At 71.6% G+C, this 16302-nt stretch carries 16 protein-coding genes; 5 read left to right on the forward strand and 11 right to left on the reverse strand.

Annotated elements, in window-relative coordinates; all coding sequences use genetic code 11:
• Positions 1–59: 59 nt before the first annotated feature.
• Positions 60–1556, reverse strand: coding sequence for an aminotransferase-like domain-containing protein (locus FHS23_RS11820; RefSeq protein ID WP_183653153.1), 1497 nt, complete (start codon positions 1554–1556; stop codon positions 60–62).
• An 83-nt stretch (positions 1557–1639) separates the two neighbouring features.
• Between FHS23_RS11820 and FHS23_RS11825 the strand changes: the two genes are divergently transcribed.
• Complete coding sequence (locus tag FHS23_RS11825; RefSeq protein WP_246381945.1) at positions 1640–1855, forward strand: hypothetical protein; 216 nt, start codon at positions 1640–1642, stop codon at positions 1853–1855.
• 82 nt (positions 1856–1937) lie between these two features.
• Here the strand turns inward: FHS23_RS11825 and FHS23_RS11830 are convergent, their stop codons facing one another.
• Together FHS23_RS11830 and FHS23_RS11835 are read right to left on the reverse strand one after the other, a co-directional pair.
• Positions 1938–2705, reverse strand: coding sequence for an NAD(P)H-dependent oxidoreductase (locus tag FHS23_RS11830; protein WP_183653156.1), 768 nt, complete (start codon positions 2703–2705; stop codon positions 1938–1940).
• 63 nt (positions 2706–2768) lie between these two features.
• Positions 2769–2993, reverse strand: coding sequence for a hypothetical protein (locus FHS23_RS11835; protein ID WP_183653159.1), 225 nt, complete (start codon positions 2991–2993; stop codon positions 2769–2771).
• A gap of 107 nt (positions 2994–3100) precedes the next feature.
• Between FHS23_RS11835 and FHS23_RS11840 the strand changes: the two genes are divergently transcribed.
• The 4 genes from FHS23_RS11840 (at position 3101) to ligD (ending at position 7447) form a co-directional block, all read left to right on the forward strand.
• The gene (locus tag FHS23_RS11840; RefSeq protein ID WP_221219338.1) at positions 3101–4117 is read left to right on the forward strand and encodes a GlxA family transcriptional regulator; all 1017 of its coding nucleotides are present in this window, start codon (positions 3101–3103) and stop codon (positions 4115–4117) included.
• 34 nt (positions 4118–4151) lie between these two features.
• Positions 4152–5195: a sigma-70 family RNA polymerase sigma factor gene (locus tag FHS23_RS11845; RefSeq protein WP_183653165.1), complete on the forward strand. Its 1044-nt coding sequence runs from the start codon at positions 4152–4154 to the stop codon at positions 5193–5195.
• Between the two features lie 138 nt (positions 5196–5333).
• On the forward strand, positions 5334–6419 hold the full coding sequence (locus FHS23_RS11850; RefSeq protein WP_183653168.1) for an ATP-dependent DNA ligase: 1086 nt from the start codon (positions 5334–5336) through the stop codon (positions 6417–6419).
• Positions 6416–7447, forward strand: coding sequence for a non-homologous end-joining DNA ligase (gene ligD, locus FHS23_RS11855; protein WP_183653171.1), 1032 nt, complete (start codon positions 6416–6418; stop codon positions 7445–7447). Before FHS23_RS11850 ends, ligD begins: the two co-directional genes overlap by 4 nt.
• Before the next feature lie 16 nt (positions 7448–7463).
• On the opposite strand, the gene FHS23_RS11860 is transcribed toward ligD, so the two are convergent.
• The 8 genes from FHS23_RS11860 to FHS23_RS11895 form a co-directional block, all read right to left on the reverse strand.
• Positions 7464–7862: a ChaB family protein gene (locus FHS23_RS11860; RefSeq protein ID WP_183653174.1), complete on the reverse strand. Its 399-nt coding sequence runs from the start codon at positions 7860–7862 to the stop codon at positions 7464–7466.
• 72 nt (positions 7863–7934) lie between these two features.
• Positions 7935–9317, reverse strand: a complete 1383-nt coding sequence (locus tag FHS23_RS11865; protein ID WP_183653179.1) for a phosphotransferase family protein — start codon at positions 9315–9317, stop codon at positions 7935–7937.
• Positions 9314–10570 (reverse strand): acyl-CoA dehydrogenase family protein, encoded by a 1257-nt coding sequence (locus tag FHS23_RS11870; RefSeq protein ID WP_183653182.1) that lies wholly within the window; start codon positions 10568–10570, stop codon positions 9314–9316. Before FHS23_RS11870 ends, FHS23_RS11865 begins: the two co-directional genes overlap by 4 nt.
• Before the next feature lie 100 nt (positions 10571–10670).
• A complete protein-coding gene (locus FHS23_RS11875; protein ID WP_183653906.1) occupies positions 10671–11516 on the reverse strand; it encodes a crotonase/enoyl-CoA hydratase family protein in 846 nt (281 codons plus the stop codon).
• A gap of 2 nt (positions 11517–11518) precedes the next feature.
• A complete protein-coding gene (locus FHS23_RS11880; protein WP_183653185.1) occupies positions 11519–12301 on the reverse strand; it encodes an enoyl-CoA hydratase-related protein in 783 nt (260 codons plus the stop codon).
• Positions 12302–12388: 87 nt separating this feature from the next.
• Positions 12389–13483, reverse strand: coding sequence for an acyl-CoA dehydrogenase family protein (locus FHS23_RS11885; protein ID WP_183653189.1), 1095 nt, complete (start codon positions 13481–13483; stop codon positions 12389–12391).
• 8 nt (positions 13484–13491) lie between these two features.
• Positions 13492–14751 (reverse strand): acyl-CoA dehydrogenase family protein, encoded by a 1260-nt coding sequence (locus FHS23_RS11890; protein ID WP_183653192.1) that lies wholly within the window; start codon positions 14749–14751, stop codon positions 13492–13494.
• 9 nt (positions 14752–14760) lie between these two features.
• A complete protein-coding gene (locus tag FHS23_RS11895) occupies positions 14761–16299 on the reverse strand; it encodes an acyl-CoA synthetase (RefSeq protein WP_183653195.1) in 1539 nt (512 codons plus the stop codon).
• Positions 16300–16302 lie beyond the last annotated feature (3 nt).

Raw genomic sequence — 16302 nt, forward strand, 5'->3', positions numbered from 1 at the left:
GAAACGGCCCGGCAACATCGCGGCGTTCGAACGGCGACGTCGACGACGGCGCCCGGGGCTCACACGATGGTGCGGGCGCGGGGCTCCTCCTCGCCGGGGCCGTGGCGCATCAGGTCGCCCCACGCGTCGGCGAGGCGGCGCACGAGCTCGTCGAGCACCTCGGGCTCCTGCATGAACGGCAGCCGCAGATAGTTGTCGTGCGCACCGGTGGGGTCCATCGTCGACCCCGGGATGACCTCGACCCCATGGCGGAGCGCGATCTGGGCGAACACGTCCGCGTCGCGCTCCGGCAGAGCGAGCCACAGCGACGACCCGCCGTCGGGCGTGCGCCACGTCCACCCGGGCAGGTGCTCGGCGAGCAACCGCTCGGCGTGGTCGCACCGCTCGGCGCGTTCGATCGAGCCGGTCTTGACGATCTCGGGCAGCCGCGGAAAGAGGCGTGCCGCGACGGCCTGTTCGATCAGCGGGCCCCCGAGGTCGGCGAGCGCCTTACGGCGGGCGCACCGCTGCAGCAGGCCGCGCGGTCCGCGGATCCAGCCGATCCGCAGGCCGCCCCACACCGCCTTCAGCGACTCCACGACGACCGATTCGGCACCCGCGGGCAGGTACGCCGACAGCGGCGCCGGGATCTCGGGTGGGTTCTCGCGGGCGAGGATGCAGCCTGCGTAGGCGTTGTCCTCGATGACGGCGACGTCGTACCGCGCGGCGAGCTCGGCGACGCGGCGGCGCCTGCGATCCGACATCAGCACACCGGCGGGGTTGTGGAAGGTCGGCATCACGTACAGCACCGACGGCCTGTGCTCGGCCAGCACCGCGGCGAGGCGGCGTTCGTCGATCCCTTCGTCGTCGAGCGGCACCGGCACGACGCCGGCGCCCGCGTCGCGGAACACGTCGAGGCACGGCTGCCAGCTGGGCGCCTCCACCGCGACGGTCGCCGCGCCGCGCAGGTACACCTCCGACAGCAACACGAGCGCCTGGTGAGCGCCGGTCGTGATCATCACTTCGTCCGGCGCGGTGGGCAGGCCCTGGCCGGTGTAGTACTCGGAGACGGCTTCGCGCAGCGCGGGCAGGCCGCGCACCTGGTAGCCCGGGTCGCCGAGCAGCGAGGGCAGGTCGTAACGGGCGACCTCCTCGAGCGCCTCGGCGACCTCGGGCACGCCGGCGTCGGCGGCGCAGGCGAGGGAGATGACCGAGCCGGGACCGTCGATGAGCCGCTGGAACGTCGCCGCCGCCCGGCCGCCGCTCACCCGACCGTCGGCCGGGACCGCACGGGCCGCCGCGCTGATCCGCGTGCCGCTCCCCTGCTTGCGTTCCAGCAGCTCGCGAACTTCGAGCTCCTCGTATGCGGCGACGACCGTGGCCCGGCTGACGGCCAGTAGTTTGGCCAGTTCGCGCTCCGACGGCAGCCGCCGTCCGGCTGCCAGCGCACCCTCGTCAACGGCGTGGGCCACCGCGTCCGCGAGTTTGCGGTACAGCGGCCCGTCGCCGGCAGTCCAGTCACCGAGCACGGCGACCAGCTCGCCCCCGCGAGAAAAACGGTCCAATTCTCGTGCCATTGGTACTTACTCCAGTCCAGTATTCGGAGCATTCTAGTCCATGACACCCCTATCGAGTACGACCCGCGAGGAGACGAGACGCAATGGTGACCACACTCCTGTTCATGCTGGGACTGGTCCTGGTGCTGGCAGGGATCGGGCGGACGGTGCGCTACCCGGGACTGCCGTTCGACGTGGAGCCGGCGTTCGCCCGCCACGTCGTGACCGGCATGGTGATCCTGTGGCACATCGGCCAGGCCAACGCGGACCGAATGGACCGGACGGCCGGAACCGTCGACCGCACCCCGATCGCACACTGACGTCCGGAACGCCTGCAGTGGCAGGCCGGCCCACTGGGATCCGGCCTGCCATCGACGCGGCCACCGTCTCTCCCGGAGGCGTTCACCGGTAGTGGACCGCGAGGCCGGATCGACCCGGGCTGAGTTCGGGCCGGAGCACCAGATCCTCGTCGTAACCACCGCCGTGTTCGCTCCGGTACGGCAGCGGCTCGTCGCAGGCCAGCCCGGCCAGGCGGCGCCGGAGCCGGGTCGCGGCGCGAGCCGCGGCGCCCTCGTCGGCGCGGTCGGCGCCGTGAATCGCCAGCGGCGGCAGAGCCGCCATGCCCGTGTACCAGAACACGCCGTGGTGCAGGGGGAACAGCACGTCCTCGAGATCGCCGTGAATGCCACGGGGACCGAACGAGCTCTCCCTGGCACCGATCGTCGTCACGACGAGACCACGTTTGCCCGCCAGCTCGCCGTCGCCGTAGCGACGGACACGGCCCGTCGCCGGGTCGGCGACCCCGAATCCGAAGCCGTGCACCAGCACGCGGTCCAGCCAGCCCTTGAGGATCGCGGGCGGCCCGAGCCACCACAGCGGGAACTGCAGCACGACCGCGTCCGCCCAGCGGAGCTTCTCCTGTTCGGCCGCGATGTCGGCACTGAGTTCGCCCGCGTCGTAGGCACGCCGGGAAGCCGAGCCCACCCGTAGCCGGCGGGCCGGGTCGTGCCCGAAGTCGGCCGCACCGACCACGGGGTTCCACTGCATCGCGTACAGGTCGGACACGGTCACGGCGTGGCCGGACTCGACGAGCGCATGCCTGCCCTCGGTGGCGAGCATGCCGCCGAGCGACCGCGGTTCGGGATGAGCGTGAATCCACAGTACGTTCATGCCCCCAGCCTCGACCGGTCCACTTTTCCAGTCCAGTGGCTGATCGGTCATCCCTCGAAAGAATCAAGCCATGTCGTCGGGGGCGACACGCCGTCGCGTCGCCTCGCCGTCGACCCGGTCGTGGACCTCGCTGCCGGCCAGCCCGATGCGCCAGAGGACCGCCACACCCGTCACGACGTGGCGGGCGAACGCCGGCTCCACAGCCACCGGAAGCCCAGGATGACGTACTGCCCGCCCGATCCCCGCCAGTACCAGGACCAGGCCCGCCACGAATAGAAGTGTGATCACCGTGTGTCTCCTCAGGAATCGTCGCCAGTAGGTGCGCCGGGCCAGAATGCGCCGGATTCGACGACGGAGTAAGTGACCCGAAGGCCACTATGTGGAAGAATCAGGCCATGTCAGCTGATGCGGAGCTCCGCCGCGATCGGCCGCACCGCGTCGCCGTACTCGTGCGGCCCGGAGTCATGCCGCTCGAACTCGGCCTCGTCCACCAGTTGTTCGGCTCGGCCCGCCGCCAGTCCGGCCCGGGCGCGGGCTCGCTGCTGTACGACGTCGTGACGTGCGCGACCGAGCCCGGCCCGGTTCCGACCAACGCCGATTTCCCCATCCACGTCTCGCACGGGCCCGAGGTGATCGACGCCGCGGGCACGGTGGTGGTGCCCGCGGCGGAACAGCCGGGGCAGCCGGAGACGGGTGGCCCGCTGGGCCCGGCCCTGGCGGCCGCGCTCGCCCGCGTCCGGCCCGGCGCCCGGATCGCCTCGATCTGCACCGGCGCGTTCGTGCTCGCCGCCGCGGGGCTGCTCGATGGCCGCCGCGCCACGACCCATTGGCAGTCCGCCGACGCCTTTCGCAGGCGGTTCCCGCACCTCGAACTGGATCCCCACGTGCTGTTCACCGACGGCGGCGACGTCCTCACGTCCGCGGGCGAGGCCGCCGGCATCGACCTGTGCCTCCACCTGATCCGGCGCGACCACGGCGCGGCGGTGGCGGCCGACGTGGCCCGGCGGACGGTCGTACCGCCGCACCGCGAGGGCGGGCAGGCCCAGTACGTGGCGCAGCCGGTGCCCGAGGCGGCCGGCGCCTCCACCGCCGCGGCGCGGGAGTGGGCGCTGGAACATCTCGACCGGCCCGTGTCGTTACGCGAGCTGGCGGACCGCTCGTCGATGAGCGTGCGCACGTTCACCCGCCGCTTCCGTGCCGAGGCCGGTTGCTCGCCCGGTCGGTGGCTCACCCGGCAACGTGTCGAACGCGCCAGGGTGCTGCTCGAGGAGACGGACCGGCCGGTCGACGTGATCGCCGGGGACGTGGGCTTCGGCACGGGCGCCTCGCTGCGGGCGCACTTCCGTGATGTGGTCGGCGTCTCCCCCGGCGTGTACCGCGCCACGTTCCGGGGCGGAATGCCACACGACTGACAAGCGTTGTCATAACGGAAAGAGGTGACAACGATTGGCAGAAGCCACCAAGACCCCGACCCGCCGCACGCGCGCAACGGGCAGCGGCGAGGCAGACGCCGACCTGGTCCGTGTCTACCTCGACGAGATCGGTAGGACGCCGCTGCTGACCGCCGAGCAGGAGATCGACCTGGCCAAGCGCATCGAGGCAGGCGTCTACGCCGCGGAACTGCTCCGCCGGGCCGACCGTGGTCACGACGACCGCGGCACCGCCGACACCTCGACGAGCCCGGACGGCGCCGCCACCCCGACGGCGCCGTCCGGGTCCACGGAGCTGCCCGCCGACCGTCGTGATCTGGAGCAGATCGTGCGGGACGGCGAGGCGGCGAAGGACCACATGGTGCAGGCGAACCTACGGCTCGTGGTCACGGCTGCGCGTAAGAACCGCAACTCCAACCTCTCCCTCCTCGACGCCGTGCAGGAGGGCAATCTCGGCCTGATCCACGCAGTCGAGAAGTTCGACTACGCCAAGGGCTTCAAGTTCTCCACGTACGCCATGTGGTGGATCCGGCAGGCGATTCAGCGTGGCAACGCGTTCTTCAGCGGCACGATCCGGCTGCCCATGCACACGGCCGAGCAGATCGCCAAGCTCGACCGGTTGCAGCGCACCCTCGAGGCGCAGGGGCGGCACAACCTGTCGGTGGAGGAACTCGCCCAGGCGGCGGACATGTCGGTCGAGCGTGTCCTTGCGCTGCGGCAGGCGGGACAGAGCACGGCCAGCCTCGACGTCCCGGTGGACGACGAGGGTGAGCTGACCCTCGGCGACCTGGTCACGGCGGGCTCGGTGCCCGGCGTCAGCGAGTCACTCGAGCATTCGTCGATGGTCGGCGAGCTCAACGCCGCCCTCGAGGCGCTGCCCGCCCAGGAGGCCACGGTGCTGGCGTTGCGGTACGGCCTCACCGACGGCGATCCGCACACCGTGCCGGACATCGCCCGGAGGCTGGGGCTGACGCGCAAACGGGTCCGCTCGCTCGAGGAGCGCGGCCTGGCGCAGCTCCGCTCGGAACACCACGGGTCGTTACTGGCCTGGGCCGGCTGACGCCCGGTTCGCCACCGGCCGCCTCCGGCGCACACCCACGCGCCGGAGGCGGCGGACCTGCCCCGCACACCGCCCGCCGCTCACCGCGTGCCGGCGGAACACCGTGCCGGACGGGCCCGGCGGTTCTACGATCGGTGCGTGCAGCTGCCCGTGATGCCGCCGGTCCGGCCGATGCTCGCCACGTTGGTGCGTGAGCTCCCCCGCGAACCCGGCCTGTACTACGAACCCAAGTGGGACGGGTTCCGGTGCGTCGTGTTCCGCGACGGCGACGAGATCGAACTCGGCTCCCGCAACGACCGGCCGTTGACGCGGTACTTTCCGGAGCTGGTCACGCTGCTCGGCGAGGCGTTGCCGCCGCGCTGCGTCGTGGACGGCGAGATCGTGATCGTCGGCGAGGGCGGGCTGGACTTCGATGCCCTCCAGCAACGCCTCCACCCTGCGGCCTCCCGGGTGCGCAAACTCGCGGCGGAGACGCCCGCCGGGTTCGTGGCGTTCGACCTGCTGGCGCTCGGTGACGAGGATCTGACCGAGGAGCCGTTCTCCCGACGTCGCGCGCGGCTGGAGGACATCCTCGACACCGCGCAGGCGCGCGTGCATCTGACTCCGCTGACCGGCGATGCCGACGTCGCGGAGGACTGGTTCACCCGCTTCGAGGGAGCCGGCTTCGACGGGGTCATGGTCAAGGCGGGAGACGGTCCGTACCGGCAGGACAAGCGGACCATGCGCAAGGTCAAGCACGAACGCACGGCCGACTGCGTCGTGGCCGGATTCCGCTGGCACAAGGACGGCGAGGGCGTCGGCTCGTTGTTGTTGGGCCTCTACGACGAGGCGGGCACGCTGCACCACGTCGGCGTGGCGAGCAGTTTCACCGCGGCGCGCAGGCGCGAGCTGGCCGACGAGCTGGAGCCGCTGCGGCCTGGCGCGCTGGACGGACATCCGTGGCGTGACTGGGCCGACCCCGCTGCGCAGGCCGCTCACGGTGGTCGGATGCCGGGCGGCCAAAGCCGGTGGAGCGCGGGCAAAGACCTGTCGTGGGAGCCGCTGCGGATCGAACGGGTCGCCGAAGTGCGCTACGAGCACCTGCAGGCAGGGCGGTTCCGCCACGGCGGCAGGCTGGTGCGGTTCCGGCCCGACCGCGACCCCGCCTCGTGCACGTACGCCCAGCTGGAGGAAGTGCCGCCCACCGAGCTGACGGCGCTGTTCGACGAGGCGGCTCCGGCATGAGCCCCGCCGCGAAGGACTCCGTGACCGTCGAGGTCCCGGGCCCGGACGGGCGGACCACGCCGGTCACGATCTCCAGCCCGGGCAAGGAGTTCTTCGCCGAACGCGGCGAGACGAAACTCGACCTGGTGCGCTACTACCAGTCGATCGCGGAGCCGCTGCTGGCGACGCTCGGTGGCAGGCCGCTGCTCATGGAGCGTTACCCGAACGGCGCAGGCGGCAAATCGTGGTTCCAGAAGCGCGTTCCCGCCTCGGTGCCGGACTGGCTCACCACGACGGTCGTGGCCACGCCGAACGGCACGACCAGTGACGCGCTGGTGGCCGCCGACCTCGCCCACGTGCTGTGGGCGGTGAACCTGGGCTGTCTGGGTTTCCACGTCTGGCCGTACCTCGCCGCGGCCCCGGAGGTGGCCGACGAACTGCGGATCGACCTCGACCCCTCCCCCGGTGTCACGTTCGCCCAGGTGCGTGAGGCGGCCGTGCGGGCACGTGCCCTGCTCGGCGAGCTCGGCATCGAACCGGTCATCAAGACGACGGGCTCGCGCGGACTGCACCTGTACGTGCGCCTGGAGCCGCGGTGGGACAGCTACGCCGTGCGCGCCGCCGCCGTGGCCCTCGCGCGTGAACTGGAACGGCGCCATCCCGAGCTGATCACGGCGCAGTGGTGGAAGGAGGAGCGAGGGCAGCGCGTGTTCGTCGACTTCAACCAGAACGCACCGCACAAGACGGTGTTCGGTGCCTGGTGCGTGCGTCCGGCTGCCCACGCCCCGGTGTCGGCGCCGATCACCTGGGACGAGCTGGCGAACGTCGACCCGCGTGAACTCACGATCGCGACGGTGCCCGGCATGGTGGCCGACCGCGGTGATCCGTGGGCCGGTGTCGGCGAGCGGCCGCAGTCTCTCGAACCGCTGATGGAGCTGTCGCGGCGGGACCTGGCCTCGGGTCTGATGGACGCACCGTGGCCCCCGGTGTATCCGAAACAGCCCGGCGAACCGCCCCGAGTGGCGCCGAGCCGAGCGAAGAAGACCTGACCCACCGCATCGCCGGTCACCGGGAGCGGGTGCGGCGTCCACTCTCCTTCTGGAGCGCGTCGACCAGCTCGCTCTTGCTCATGGTCGAACGGCCTTCGACGCCCAGTTCCTTGGCGCGTTCGTAGAGATGCTGCTTACTGGCGTTCGCATCGACGCCGCCCGCGGTCTTGTACTGCCGCTTCCGGCCCGCGCCACCCTTGTCGGCCTGCTTGTCGGACGGACCCTTGCCGCTCTTGGGCTTCCACCGGTCGCCGACCTTCTCGTAGCTGTGCTTGAGCGCGGCGAACGCCGTCTGATGAGCCCGCCTGCCCTCGCCGTACTCCTCGACGGCCGAATCGTGCGCCTTGATCCACGTGCGCTGCGCCTTCTCCGGCGACCGCCGCACCGTGTCGGGAAGTTCCTGACGTCCGGGCATCACCGCACCTCCTTGCCGTGTCCGTCCCGAGTTCTACCCGTGCCACGCCGGAGCAAACGTCCCGATCACACGTCACGGCCGGTCTCGGTATCGGGGGTTGGCCACGGCGAGCCGGTCGGCGACGTCACGGCGGACGACGTCGACCACGGCGTCGTCGAACGGGTCCAGGTCCCCGCGTCGCAGCGCCGCGGCGAACCCGCGGGAGTCGGTCACTCCGAGCGTGGCCAGCCTGCGGTCGTGGCGCTCCTGCTGCGCAGCGCCCAGGGCGAGCTCGCGCTGCACCATGCCGAGGACGTTCGCGGCCACCCGGGCGTGGTAGCCGCCGTCGGCGCCGAGGTACTCGCGCACCGCTTCCAGGAGTTCGGACGCGGTCGGCCTGCCGTGCAGGTCAGGCGCCGCGGACGAGGCCGCCGAACCGGGTTCGGCAGGGTCGGATTCGGCACGGTCGGATTCGGCGGCGCCGACGCCGAGGAGGAGCAGCAAGTCGTGCTCCTGTTCGCACACCCGGCGTCCCACCGCGGCGAGTTCGACCGATCGGGTGCTGCCCGACAGATGCCGCCGGGCCTGCACCCCGCACAGGACCGCCCACTTGGCCGTGCCGTAGACCTCCCACCAGTGGAGGGTCTGCTCGTCCGGCCTGAACCCGGCGACCTCGGCGTAGCCGTCGAGCAGCTCCGCGCGGGAGCCGAAACCGCCGACGGGGTGCGGCGCGCCGAAGCGCCACGCCTTGACGCACAGCCAGCCGAGGTCCTCCATCGGGTCGCCGCGGTGCACCAGTTCCCAGTCCAGTACGGCGCGGAGTCCGTCGGGGCCGACGATGAGATTGCCGTTGCGGAAGTCGCCGTGCACGAGCGTGTCCCCGGTGGGCGCGGGCCGGTGACGGTGCAGCCACCGCAGGGCGATCTCCACGGTCGGCAACGGTTCGTCGAGCGCGTCGCACTGCTCGGTGAGCCAGTCGAGCGGATCCGGCGCGGGCAGCCCGGGAACCTCGCCTGCCGGGACGCGGTGGATCCGCGCCAGCACGCGGCCCAGTTCGGCGGCCAGCCCCGCCCGCGCCCGCGCGTAGTCGTCGCCGCGCAGCAGCCGCCGCGGAATCGTCTCGCCGTCGACGTGGTCGGTGACCAGGTACGGCGTGCCCAGTCCGGTCCCGTCACCGCCGTCGATCCCAACGCCGCCGCTGCCGTGGTCGACCACTGCGGGCACCGGAACGCCCTGCCGCCGGGCCGCGGGCAGTACTGCGGCCTCCCGCGCCATCGTCTCGGGGTCCGGCCGCCCCGGCGGGTCGCGGCGCAGCACCAGCCGCACCGGTCCGGCGCCGGACGTGGTGGCGTCGAACGTCCACGTCTCGCGGCTCGCGCCGGTCGACAGCCGCCGTGGTTCACCGACCTCCACGTCCTCGGCCCAGACGGCCTGGAGCCGGAGCGCGAGCCGAGCGGCGAGGTCCTCCGGAGTCATGCCCGCCTACGCGGGCCCGCGTAGCCGAACAGGTACCCGGCGACCTTGCGCATCTGCACCTCCTCCGAACCCTCGGTGATGCGGTACCGCCGGTGGTGGCGGTAGATGTGCTCGAACGGCGTGTGCCGCGTGTATCCGAGCCCGCCGTGCACCTGCATCGCCCGATCGGCGGCCTCGCACACCAGGCGGTTCGCCCGGTAGTTGCACATCGACACCTTGTCACTGATCTCGGCCGCGGGCATCCGGTCGAGCTCCCACGCGGTCTTGTAGACCAGCGTGCGCACCAGTTCGGCGTCGGTCTGCAGCTCGACGAGCGGCCACTGGATGGCCTGCCGGGAGGCGAGCGGCCTGCCGAACGCCACACGTTCCCGGGCGTAGCCGACGCTGGCGTCGATGCAGTACTGGGCCGCGCCGACCCCGGAGGCCGCCTGCCGGATGCGGTTCTCGTGCACGAAGTGCTGCGCCAGCGCCAGACCCTCGCCGACCTCTCCGAACACCGCGTCGCCGGGCACCCACACGTCCCGGAGCGTCACCTCGGCGTGGTCGGTGGGCATGTTGAACGTCCACCAGTGGAAGTCGACCGAGAAGCCCGGGGTGCCGGTGGGGACGATGAACGCCGTGATGCCGTGGGCCGAACCGTCCTCACCGGACGTGCGGGCGAAGATCACATCGTGGGTGGCGGTGTGCAGTCCGGTGTTGAACCGCTTCTGCCCGTTGAGGATCCACCCACCGTCGCTCGGGACGGCCGTCGTCTCGAGCCACGTGGCGTCGCTGCCGTGTCCCGGTTCGGTCAGGCCGAACGCGATCCGCGCCTCACCGGTGATGCCGGCCTCGAGGAACGCCTCCCGCTGGGCGTCGGTGCCGAACTCGAGCAGCATGTGCACCAGCGGGAAGTTACCCACGACCGACGACTCGTTCTGGAGGTCGTTGTGCAGCCCCAGACCGGTGGCCGCGAGGTGCTCCCTGATCACGGCCATGTCCAGATTGGACCCGCCGCTGCCGCCCGCCTCCTGCGGCAGGCCGTACCGCAGCCACCCCGCCCGGTCGGCGCGGCGGGCCATCTCGGCGAGCAGTTCCTCCCACTCGGGGTTGGGTGTCCCGCCCGCCTCCAGGTCGGTGCGAGCGAACTCGCGGCGGTGGTCGAAAAAGCGTTCGTTGTCGTCGCTGTGCTGCAGGGGTGCGATCTCGTCGGCGACGAACTCGTCGAGTTCGGCCAGGAGCCGGTGCAGCCGCTCCGGCAACGCGAAATCCATGACGCTCCTTCGTGTCTCGGTGGGGTGTCCACAGGGGTGCCGTTGGCGATCGCGCAGGCGGAACGGGGTTGGCACGCACCGCTCGGATCCCACCGCCTGTTCAGGCCGGGTCGGTGAAGGCGGGCGCGCGCTCGGAGAGTTTGGCGCGCACGGCCTCAACCTGGTTGGGACTGCCGATGAGACGCCGGATCGCGGTCTGCTCGGCGGCGAATCCCTCGGCGAGTCTGGTCCGGCCCGCCAGGTTCACCAACCGCTTGGCGTGCCGGACGGCGTCGGGGTTCTTCCCGGCGACGTCCTCGGCCAGTGCCAGTGCCGCGGTGAGTGGATCGTCCTCGGTGCTGGTGACCAGGCCGAGCCTGTCGGCCTCCGCGGCGTCGACGACACGGCCGGTCAGTGTCAGCTCCATCGCGACGTCGCGGCCGACGAGTTCCGGCAGCACCTGGGTGCCGGTCATGTCGGGCACGAGTCCCCAGGCGATCTCCATGACCGACAGCAGCGTGCCCGGGGCGGCCAGCCGGATATCGGCGCCGAGCGCGATCTGCAGTCCGCCGCCGTAGGCGTGGCCGTGCAGCGCGGCGATCACCGGCACGGGCAGCTCCGTCCACACGTGGGCCGCGCGCTGTCCGAGCGCCTGGGCCGGCCCGCCCGCGGGACCCGCGGCCTCGGGCAGGGTGTGCTCACCGGTCGTCATCTCGTCGAACGCCGCGACGTCGAGTCCTGCGCAGAACGAGCGACCGGTGCCGGACAGCACGACCGCGCGCACCGACGAGTCGGCCCGCAGCGTCTCACCCACCCGCACGAGGCCGGTGAACATCGCGGGATCGAGCGCGTTGCGCTTGCCCGGCCGGTCGAGGCGGACGTCGGCGACGCCGCCGCGGACGGTGCACGACACCGGTTCGCCCGGCTCGTGCCCCGCCCCACCGTGGGCCGTCGGGTCGTCACCCATCGTCACGGACCTCCCCACTCGCCGGTGAACTCGGGGTCGGTCTTGTTCCGGAACGCCTCGAACGCCGCGCGCGCGTCGGTCGTCCCGAAGTTGACCGCCTGCGCCCGCGCCTCGCTCTCCAGCGCCTCGCGGAGCGTCGCATCGGCGCCCTCGTTCAACAGCGCCTTCGTCTGTGCGAGCGCGACCGGCGGTCCCGCGGCCAGCGCGGCCGCCGTGTCGTCCACGAACGCGTCGAGTTCGCCCGCCGGCTTGACCCACGTGACCAGCCCGAGCCGCTCGGCCTCCTCCGCTCCGACGAAATCGGCCAGCAGCGCGATGCGTTTCGCCTGCTGCAGCCCGACGAGTTTGGGCAGCAACCAGGAGCCGCCGAAGTCGAGGGAGAGACCGCGCTTGGCGAAGATCTGGCTGAACCGTGCCCGGTCGGAGGCCGCGACCAGGTCGCAGCCGAGGGCGAGGTTCCAGCCCGCGCCGACGGCGACGCCGTCGACCTTCGCGATCGTCGGCGTCTCCAGCTCGTGCAGCGTGACGGCCGTGCGGTTGACCAGGTGCATGCGCCGCAGCGGATGCAGTCCCGACTCCACCGACAGGTCGGCGCCCGCGCAGAAGTCACCGTCGGCACCCGTGAGCACGATGGCCCGGGTGCGCTCGTCGGCGTCGGCCTCCCGGAGCCGTTCGGCCAGCAGCGGCCACGTGCCCGCGTCGATCGCGTTCTTGCGGTGCGGGCGGTTGAGCGTGATCGTCGTGACGGCGTCACTGTGGGACACCAGTACGGTCGGTTCGTCCACGGATTTCCTTCCGGTACTCGGGTCGGGCGATGCGGCCCGGCTGCCGCTCCGCCTGCCCGGCCGCGGCCACGCCGCCGCCGGTCCGTCTCAGAGGGACAATGCGTCCGCCAGGCGCGCGCGGTGGTCGGCAGGGGTGCCCAGCAGCAGTTCGGAGGTCTTGGCGCGCTTGTAGTACAGGTGCGCGTCGTGTTCCCAGGTGTAGCCGATGCCGCCGTGCAGTTGCAGCCCGGAGGCAGCGGTATCGAACGCGGCCGGGCCGAGCACGACCTGCGCCAGGGCTGCAGCCTCCGGCAGCGCGGCCGGGTCGTGGTCCGCCGTCCACGCCGCGTGCCACAGCACCGCCTCGGCCTGCTCACACGACGCGTACAGATCGGCGCAGGCGTGCTTGACGGCCTGCTGGGACCCGATGGGCCTGCCGAACTGCACGCGCACCGTCGCGTACTCGACCGTGTCGTCGAGCACCCGCCGCATGCCGCCGAGCTGTTCCGCGGCGAGCGCCACGGCGGCGCGTTGCCACACCACCTCCAGGACCGCGGCGGGGTCGTTGCACGGCACCTGCCGCGCCGACGTCCCGGCGAACTCGGCCCGCGCCATCCGCCGGGTCGGGTCGAGTGTCCGCGACGGCCGCCACGACACCGCACCTCCGTCGACGACGAACCAGCCGTGGTCGGTGTAGACGAGAACATGGTCGGCGGTGCCGCCGTCGACCACGAACGCCGCCTCACCGGCGAGCCGCCAGTGGCCACCGTCCCGCGCCGCGCGCACGCTCTCGGCCGCCGAGCCCCACCGGCCGCCTGCGTCCGCCGCTGCCACCGCGGCGGTCTGCCGCCCCGCCGCGATCCCCGGGAGCAGCTCCTCGGCCAGGGCATCCTCCCCCAGTGCCAGCACGACGTCCGTCGCCAGTACGGCCGACGACAGGTACGGCACGGGTGCCAGCACGCCGCCCAGTTCGGCCAGCACGACACAGCGTTCGACGTGCCCGGCCTCCGACCCGCCGAACCGGTCGGGTGTGAGCAGCCCGGTCACGCCGAGCTTCGCCAACTGTGTCCATAAGGGACGATCGATGCCCGGACCGTCGTCGGCCATGACCTCACGGACCCGCTGCGGTGGGCAATGATCGGCGAGCAGGGCCCGGACGCTGTCAGCCAGCCTGGTCTGTTCCTCGTCGAGCAGCAGTCGCATCGCCGGATTCACCTCGCCTGCGTGCCGACGCGCAGCTCCCGGAACGGCACGTCGCGGTCGACCTGGGGTTCCTTCGGCATTCCGAGCACGCGGTCGCCGATGATGCCGCGTTGGATCTGATTCGTGCCGCCCGCGATACTGGACGCAGGCGTCGCGTTGATCGCCAGGGCCAGTTCGTCACCCGACGCGTCACCGGGTTCCCAGGCGATCGCGCGAGGGCCGACCACGAGGCCCGCCACCCGCACCGCCTGCCACAGCAGCTGCGCGCCCGCGAGCTTCGCCACCGACCCGCGCGCACCCGGCGCGATGCCGGCGTCGCTCTGCTGCCGCAGGCGGGAGTTGAACAGCGCCAACTTCCGTTCGGCCGCGTACAACTCGGCCAGCTCCGCGCGGACGACCGGATCGTCGGCCACACCCCGTGCACGGGCGGCCCGGCGGAGGTTGTCGAACGTCATGGGGTCGTACCGGCGGCGGACGGCACCGCCGATGGACACGCGCTCGTGCCCCAGCATCGTCACCGCGGCCGACCAGCCCGCGTCGACGTCGCCGATCACCGCGTCGGCCGGGATCCGCACGTCGTCGAAGTACACCTCGTTGAACGGCGCCGAGCCGGTCATGTCCTGCAACGGCCGGACGGTCACGCCGGGGGCACGCATGTCGACGACGAACATCGTCAGCCCCCGGTGCTTGACGGCGTCCGGGTTCGTGCGGGCCAGCAGTGCACCGAAGTCCGCGTACTGCGCACCCGAGGTCCATACCTTCTGGCCGTTGACGACCCAGGAGTCACCGTCGCGAACGGCGCGCGTTTGCAGGCTCGCCACGTCCGAACCGGCGCCGGGCTCGGAGAACAGCTGGCACCAGATCTCGTCGCCACGGAGCAACGGCGGCAGGTACCGCGTCTTCTGCTCGTGGGTTGCCAGATCCACCAGGGTCGGTCCGCACATGCCCATACTGATCAGGAACACGCCGGTCGGCAGGTCGTACCCGGCCGCCTCCTCCTGGAAGATCTGCTGCTCGGCTGCGGTCAGCCCCTGTCCGCCGTACTCGGCGGGCCAGGTGATCCCCGCCAGACCCGCGTCGTACAACGCTGCCTGGAACCGTCTGGCGGCGGCGAGTTGCTCCTCGGTCGGCGCGCTCTCACTCGCCTCCGGGACACGGTCGTCCCCGGAGGGCGCGTGTCCGGCCAGCCAGTCGCGGACACGGTGGCGAAACTCCGTCGTCCGGGAAGTCGTCGCCCGGGAAGCTGTCGTCCGGAACTCCCTCGTCATCGCCCTCCCTCATCCCGCGGCGACGGCGTAGCGTGCCGTGAGCTTGTGCTTGACCAGTTTTCCGGTGGGCGTGCGCGGCAGCTCGTCGATGAAGTCGACCGACTGCGGCGCCTTGTAGTGCGCGATCCGTTCCCGGACGTAGGCGAGCAGCTCGTCGGCGAGCTCCGGGCCCGCGTCCACTGTGGACGCCGGTTGGACGACGGCCTTCACCTGCTGGCCCATCTCGTCGTCCGGGACGCCGATGACCGCGACGTCGTAGACGGCCGGATGCAGCGTGAGCACGTCCTCCACCTCCTGCGGGTAGATGTTGACGCCGCCCGAGATGATCATGAATGCCTTGCGGTCGGTGAGGTACAGGTAACCCTCGGAGTCGACGTACCCGACGTCACCGCTGGTCGCCCAGTTGGGATGTTCGGGGTGTTGGGACTCGCGGGTCTTGTCCGGTTCGTTGTGATAGGTGAACGACACCTCGTCGCGTTCGAAGTAGACGGTGCCGATCTCCCCGGCGGGCAGTTCGGCGCCCTCGTCGTCACAGATGCGGACGACGCCGAGTCCCGCGCGGCCCACCGATCCCGGACGCTCGAGCCACTCCTGCGGCGAGATGAAGGTGATGCCGGCACCCTCGGTGGAAGCGTAGTACTCGTAGAGAATCGGCCCCCACCATTCGATCATCGCCTGCTTCACCTCGACCGGGCACGGCGCCGCCGCGTGGATCGCGACCCGGTGACTGGAGAGGTCGTAACGGCCGCGGGACTCGTCGGGGAGCTTGAGCATCCGCACGAACATCGTCGGCACCCACTGGCTGTGGGTGACGCCGTAGGTCTCGATGGCGCGCAGTGCGGCCTCGGGCTCGAATTTCTCCATCATCACGAGCGTCCCGCCCACCGCGTGCACGCACGCGCCGTACCGCAGCGGCGCCGCGTGGTACACCGGCGCGGGCGAGAGGTACGTGATCGTGTCGTCGAAGCCGTACATCAGCTGCAGCAACGGCAGCAGCGGGTTGCCGGGCTCGTCGATCTGCCGCTCCGGCAGTGTGACCTTGATGCCCTTCGGCCTGCCCGTCGTGCCGGACGAGTACAGCATGTCCGCACCGGCAGGCTGGTCCGCGGGCCGTTCGGGCGACGCGGCCGCCAGCGTGGCGTCGTAGTCGTCGTATCCCGCCGCGGCTCCTCCGTAGGCCAGCCGCAGCGGGACGTCCACCCGCTCGACGACCCGCGTGACGAGCTCCCCCAGCGGGGCGGACACGATCAGCGCCTTCGCGCCGGAGTCGGTGACGATGTAGGCGATCTCGTCGGCGGTGAGATGGCTGTTGACGGCGGTGATGTACAGACCGGAGCGCACGGCGGCCCAGTACACCTCGTAGGCGCGCAGCGAGTTGTCACTGAGCAAGGCGATGGTGTCGCCGCTGCGGAATCCGGCCCCGCGCAAGGCATTCGCCAGCCGGACCGAGCGCTCCTCGAGTTCGGCGTAGGTCAGCCGTTCACCGGAGCCCGCCATGATCACGGCGGGCTTGTCCGGTTGGGTGGCGGCGAAGGTACCCGGATACATGAC

The sequence above is a fragment of the Prauserella isguenensis genome (assembly GCF_014191605.1).
GTDB lineage: Bacteria > Actinomycetota > Actinomycetes > Mycobacteriales > Pseudonocardiaceae > Prauserella > Prauserella isguenensis.

Coding starts and splice junctions, on each gene's coding strand:
- FHS23_RS11895 (WP_183653195.1), bottom strand. CDS start 16,299: ATGTATCCGGGTACCTTCGCCGCCACCCAACCGGACAAGCCCGCCGTG.
- FHS23_RS11840 (WP_221219338.1), top strand. CDS start 3,101: ATGTCAGCTGATGCGGAGCTCCGCCGCGATCGGCCGCACCGCGTCGCC.
- FHS23_RS11865 (WP_183653179.1), bottom strand. CDS start 9,317: ATGACTCCGGAGGACCTCGCCGCTCGGCTCGCGCTCCGGCTCCAGGCC.
- FHS23_RS11890 (WP_183653192.1), bottom strand. CDS start 14,751: ATGACGAGGGAGTTCCGGACGACAGCTTCCCGGGCGACGACTTCCCGG.
- FHS23_RS11860 (WP_183653174.1), bottom strand. CDS start 7,862: ATGCCCGGACGTCAGGAACTTCCCGACACGGTGCGGCGGTCGCCGGAG.
- FHS23_RS11870 (WP_183653182.1), bottom strand. CDS start 10,570: ATGGATTTCGCGTTGCCGGAGCGGCTGCACCGGCTCCTGGCCGAACTC.
- FHS23_RS11820 (WP_183653153.1), bottom strand. CDS start 1,556: ATGGCACGAGAATTGGACCGTTTTTCTCGCGGGGGCGAGCTGGTCGCC.
- FHS23_RS11875 (WP_183653906.1), bottom strand. CDS start 11,516: ATGGGTGACGACCCGACGGCCCACGGTGGGGCGGGGCACGAGCCGGGC.
- FHS23_RS11830 (WP_183653156.1), bottom strand. CDS start 2,705: ATGAACGTACTGTGGATTCACGCTCATCCCGAACCGCGGTCGCTCGGC.
- FHS23_RS11885 (WP_183653189.1), bottom strand. CDS start 13,483: ATGCGACTGCTGCTCGACGAGGAACAGACCAGGCTGGCTGACAGCGTC.
- FHS23_RS11825 (WP_246381945.1), top strand. CDS start 1,640: ATGGTGACCACACTCCTGTTCATGCTGGGACTGGTCCTGGTGCTGGCA.
- ligD (WP_183653171.1), top strand. CDS start 6,416: ATGAGCCCCGCCGCGAAGGACTCCGTGACCGTCGAGGTCCCGGGCCCG.